Origin of the sequence: Kitasatospora sp. NPDC091257 (assembly GCF_044757675.1) — a bacterium.
GTDB lineage: Bacteria > Actinomycetota > Actinomycetes > Streptomycetales > Streptomycetaceae > Kitasatospora > Kitasatospora lactacystinica.
Window position 1 is genome coordinate 1 of sequence record NZ_JBIVVI010000790.1, and the last position, 4,350, is coordinate 4,350.

At 73.7% G+C, this 4,350-nt stretch carries 5 protein-coding genes; 2 read left to right on the top strand and 3 right to left on the bottom strand.

The genetic code is table 11. The features are described 5' to 3' along the window. The coding region (locus tag ACIQOV_RS29570; RefSeq protein ID WP_401053627.1) for a hypothetical protein at positions 1-193 on the top strand (193 nt) is incomplete at its 5' end. A gap of 100 nt (positions 194-293) precedes the next feature. Next, a complete protein-coding gene (locus tag ACIQOV_RS29575) occupies positions 294-551 on the top strand; it encodes a mycoredoxin (RefSeq protein ID WP_030058313.1) in 258 nt (85 codons plus the stop codon). Positions 552-609: 58 nt separating this feature from the next. On the opposite strand, the gene ACIQOV_RS29580 is transcribed toward ACIQOV_RS29575, so the two are convergent. The 3 genes from ACIQOV_RS29580 to ACIQOV_RS29590 all read right to left on the bottom strand — a co-directional run bounded on the left by ACIQOV_RS29580 (position 610) and on the right by ACIQOV_RS29590 (position 4,162). Next, positions 610-1,449 carry a GntR family transcriptional regulator gene (locus tag ACIQOV_RS29580; protein WP_359915373.1) on the bottom strand — a complete coding sequence of 280 codons (840 nt, stop codon included), beginning with the start codon at positions 1,447-1,449 and terminating at the stop codon, positions 610-612. A gap of 297 nt (positions 1,450-1,746) precedes the next feature. Beyond that, positions 1,747-2,688, bottom strand: coding sequence for an NAD(+) diphosphatase (nudC, locus tag ACIQOV_RS29585; RefSeq protein WP_401053629.1), 942 nt, complete (start codon positions 2,686-2,688; stop codon positions 1,747-1,749). A gap of 70 nt (positions 2,689-2,758) precedes the next feature. Then, positions 2,759-4,162, bottom strand: a complete 1,404-nt coding sequence (locus ACIQOV_RS29590; protein ID WP_401053630.1) for a dipeptidase — start codon at positions 4,160-4,162, stop codon at positions 2,759-2,761. Positions 4,163-4,350 lie beyond the last annotated feature (188 nt).

The following is a 4,350-nucleotide window of genomic DNA, read 5'->3' on the forward strand; positions in this document are numbered from 1 at the left end:
GTACCTCAACCGGCGCTGGACCGGGCCGATCGACCCGCGGGCCCTGCGCACCGCCCTCGGCCGACTGGCCGAACGGCACGAGATCCTCCGCACCCTGCCGCTCAAGAGGTCTTCCTGCATGCGTTCCATCCTCTCAGCCCGGTGGGACATCGCGGAGGGGGTTGTCCACAGGCCCGGTGCGATCGCAGGATGATCGCCCCGTACGACGGTCGACGGCATACCGGAATGCCCGCCGCCCGGTGGACGTTGCCTCCGGAGACCGTACGCACCTCTCTTTCGAAGGAGCCCCCTCGATGTCCGGCACCGTGACGATGTACAGCACGACCTGGTGTGGGTACTGCAACCGACTCAAGAGCCAGCTGGAGCGCGAAGGCATCGGCTACACCGAGATCAACATCGAGGAGGACCCGGCGTCGGCGTCCTTCGTCGAGTCGGTGAACAACGGCAACCAGACCGTTCCGACGGTGCTGGTGACGCCGGCCGGCGGCGGCGAGCGCGTCGTCATGACGAACCCGAGCCTGCTGCAGGTCAAGAAGGCCCTGGCGGCCTGAGTCCGCCGGGTCCGGCCCGGGCCGCCCGGGCCGCCGGGGCCGCCGGGGCCGGCGCGCGTCACGGCGCGTCGGCCCGGGCCGGGTCGACGGGCGCGGCGGGGGCGGGCAGGGTGGTGCGGGCGCCGAGGTCGCCCACGCCGTAGACGAGCCGGCTGCGGTCGGCCGAGTAGCGGGTCTCGATAACCCGGACGGGCCCGCGCCGGTCGTAGGTGACGCGGGTCTGCACCATCAGCGGCACCCCGGGGCCGCCCTGGAACCACTGGGCCTCCTCGGGGCCGGGCATCCGCGCGACCAGGTGGTCCACGGCCCCGATCTCGGTGCGTCCGAGGGTGGCGAGCACCGCCTCGTCGCCGCCCTCGACGGGGTCGGGCTCCATCAGCGGGGTGCCGGCGGCGAGGCCGGCCCGGTAGTGGCTCTCCTCGATGGAGTACGGCTCGCGGTCGAGCAGCCGCAGCTGGCGGCGGACCACGATGGCCTCGCCGGGGCGCAGTCCGAGCCGTTCGGCGATGTCCACCCTGGCCCGGACGATCATCATCTCGAAGTCGGTGCCGAGCTCCCGTCCGGCCTCGGCGGCCTCGCCGAGGTAGACGGCGGAGGGCGCGGCGAGGCAGTCGCGCGGCGCGGGGGTCAGGCCGGGCCCGTAGGCGCGGTGGTCCAGGACGGGGTGTTCGCGCAGGTAGGTGCCCTTGCCCTGGAGGCGGACCAGGCGGCCCTCGTTGACCAGGACGTCGACGGCGAGCCGGACGGTGTTGCGGGCGACGCCGTACTGGCGCTCCAGTTCGCTCTCGACCGGCAGGGCCGCGTCGGCGGTGAACTCGCCCTCGGCGATCCGGCGGCGCAGGTCGGCGGCGAGGCGCTGGTATTTGGGGGATTGGGCGGTGCCCCGGGGGATTGTCACCCTCGTGAATGTAGCGAGCACGGCGAGCCGGTTTCAGCCGTTTCCGGCAATATCGTCCGCGCGGGTTGACTTCGGAGTCCTGCGAGCCCCTCCCGGTAGCAGAACTGGCCCGTCCGGATACGAACAGCTGGTCGTGGCGAATTCGGGAAGGGATTGCGGAGTAAAAGGGGGGCGCGCGGAATTCTCCACGCGCCCCCCTTCGCCCGGGCACCATTCGGGCGGGCCGCTTTCGGGCCGACCACTTCGTACGGGCCGCTTTCGGGCGGACCGCTTCGGCCGGACCGCTTTACCGCAGGGCTACCAGCGCGCCGCCGAGGGCAGCGGCTCCCCGTACCAGAGCTCGACCAGGTGCCGGGCGATCGAGATGCCGGACGGCGGCAGGATCTCGCCCGCCTCCATCCCGGCCCGCAGCTCCTCGCGGGAGAACCAGCGCGCCTCGGCCAGCTCCTCGCCGTCCACGGTGATCTCGGTGCCGCCGGGCAGCGCCCGGCCCAGGAAGCCGAGCATCAGGCTGGACGGGAACGGCCAGGGCTGGCTGGCGACGTAGCGCACCTCGCCGACCCGCACGCCCGCCTCCTCCTGCACCTCGCGGGCCACCGCCTGCTCGATCGACTCCCCCGGCTCGACGAAGCCGGCCAGCGTGGACCAGCGGCCCTCCGGCCACAGCGCCTGGCGGCCGAGCAGGCAGCGGTCCTGCTCGTCGGTGATCACCATGATCACCGCCGGGTCGGTGCGCGGGTAGTGCTCGGCCGCGCAGGAGGTGCAGCGCCGCACGTGCCCGGCGCCGGCCTTCTCGGTCGGGTGCCCGCAGCGCGAGCAGAAGCTGTGCAGCCGGTGCCAGTGCTCCAGCGCCACCGCGTGCACCAGCAGCCCGGCGTCCCGGTCGGACAGCAGCCCGCCGACCTCGCGCAGCCCGGCCGGGCGGGCGTCGCCGTCCAGGCGCCCGGGCAGACTCTCGCCGGCCAGCGCGAAGTACGAGACGCCGTCCTCGTCGGTGCCCAGGAAGTACCGGTCGCCGGTCTGCGGCGCCTCGAAGGAGGGCATCAGCACGAGCTCGGTGCCCTCCGCGGTGTCGACCACGAACGCCTCGCCGCCCGCGATCGGCAGGACCCGGGTGCTCGGGTGGCTCCAGGCCGCCGCCAGCCAGGGCTCGTCGAGGCGGTGCTCGGCCGCCCGGTCCACCCCGGACCGGGCCAGTGCCAGGTGCAGCGGGCGCTCGGTCTCAGGCACGGTGCTCACGTCTGTTCCATCCCCACGTGGTGAATCATCCGGATGAGTGATCTGGCTGCCATGGTGCTCGAACCCGGGGTCATGCCCCCGGCCGGAAGTTCTCCGCCAGGTCGCCCCAGAGGTACGCGGCGGTCTCCACACCCTTGGCCAGCAGGTCCAGCTCGACCTTCTCGTTGACCGAGTGCCAGCCGTCCGAGGGCACCGAGATGCCGAGGAACAGTACCGGCGCGCCCAGCACGTCCTGGAGGTCGGCGGCGGGGCCGGAGCCGCCCTCGCGGGTGAAGAGGATCTTCTGGCCGAAGGCCCGCCCCATCGCCCGGACGGTGGACCGGAGCGCCGGGTGGTCCAGCGGGGTCAGGCAGGGCCGGGTCGCGCCGGGGAAGACCAGGTCGTACCGGACGCCCGCGGGCACCCGCTCGGCCACCCAGGCCCGCACCGCCTCGCGGACCTTCTCCACCTCCTGTCCGGCGACCAGCCGGAAGGACAGCTTGAGGTGCGCCGAGGCGGGGACGATGGTCTTGCCGCCGGGGCCGGTGTAGCCGCCCCAGATGCCGTTGACCTCGGCGGTCGGGCGGGCCCAGATCCGCTCCAGGGTGGAGTAGCCGGCCTCGCCGCGGGTGCCGTACGACTTGGCGACCCGCAGCCACTGCTCCTCGTCGAAGGGCAGCTCGGCGAACAGCTCGCGCTCCGTCCCGGTCAGCTCGACGACGCCGTCGTAGAACCCCGGGATCGCGACCTTGCGGTCGGCGTCGTGCAGGCCGGCGGCCAGCTCCGCCGCGACCTGGGCCGGATTGGGGACGGCGCCGCCGAAGGACCCGGAGTGGATGTCGGTGTCCGGCCCGTACAGGTCGATCTGGGCGTCGGCCAGGCCGCGCATGCCGGTGCAGACGGTCGGCGTGGTAGCGGACCACATGCCGGTGTCCGAGATGACCACCACATCGGCGGCCAGCCGTCCGGCCTCGCGCCGGACCAGCTCGGCGAAGTTCGGCGAGCCGGACTCCTCCTCGCCCTCGATCAGCAGCTTGAGGTTGACGGCCGGCGCGGTGCGGCCGGTGGCGGCCAGGTGGGCGCGCACGCCCAGGGTGTGGAAGAACACCTGGCCCTTGTCGTCGGCGGCGCCGCGCGCGTACAGCCGGCCGTCGACCACGGTCGGGGTGAACGGCTCGGTCTCCCAGCCGTCCTCCCGCGCCGCGGGCTGCACGTCGTGGTGCCCGTAGACCAGGACGGTCGGCGCGGACGGGTCCCCGGAGGGCCACTCGGCGAACACCGCGGGCAGGCCTTCGGTCTCCCACACCTCGGTCACCGGGAAGCCGGTCTCGCCGAGCTTGGCGGCCAGCCACTCGGCCGAGCGCCGCACGTCGCCGGCCCGGTCCGGATCGGCCGAGACCGAGGGGATGGCCAGCCACTCGGCGAGGTCGGCGAGGAAGGCGGCCTGGTGCCGGTCGATGTAGGAGCGGACGGCGCTGTCCGGGGTTCTCGTCATACCGACGACTGTAGTTCGCCCGTGCGGGTGCCCGCCCCGGCCGTCCGGCTGCCGGGCGCCGTCGGGGCTGTAACCTCCGTCACCCCCGCCGCGGCGAAGACGCGGACGGGGGTGACGCGGGCGGGGGTGACGCGGACGGGGGCGGGGCGCGCGGGCGCGGGGCGATAGGAAGAGCACACCTCTGAAAT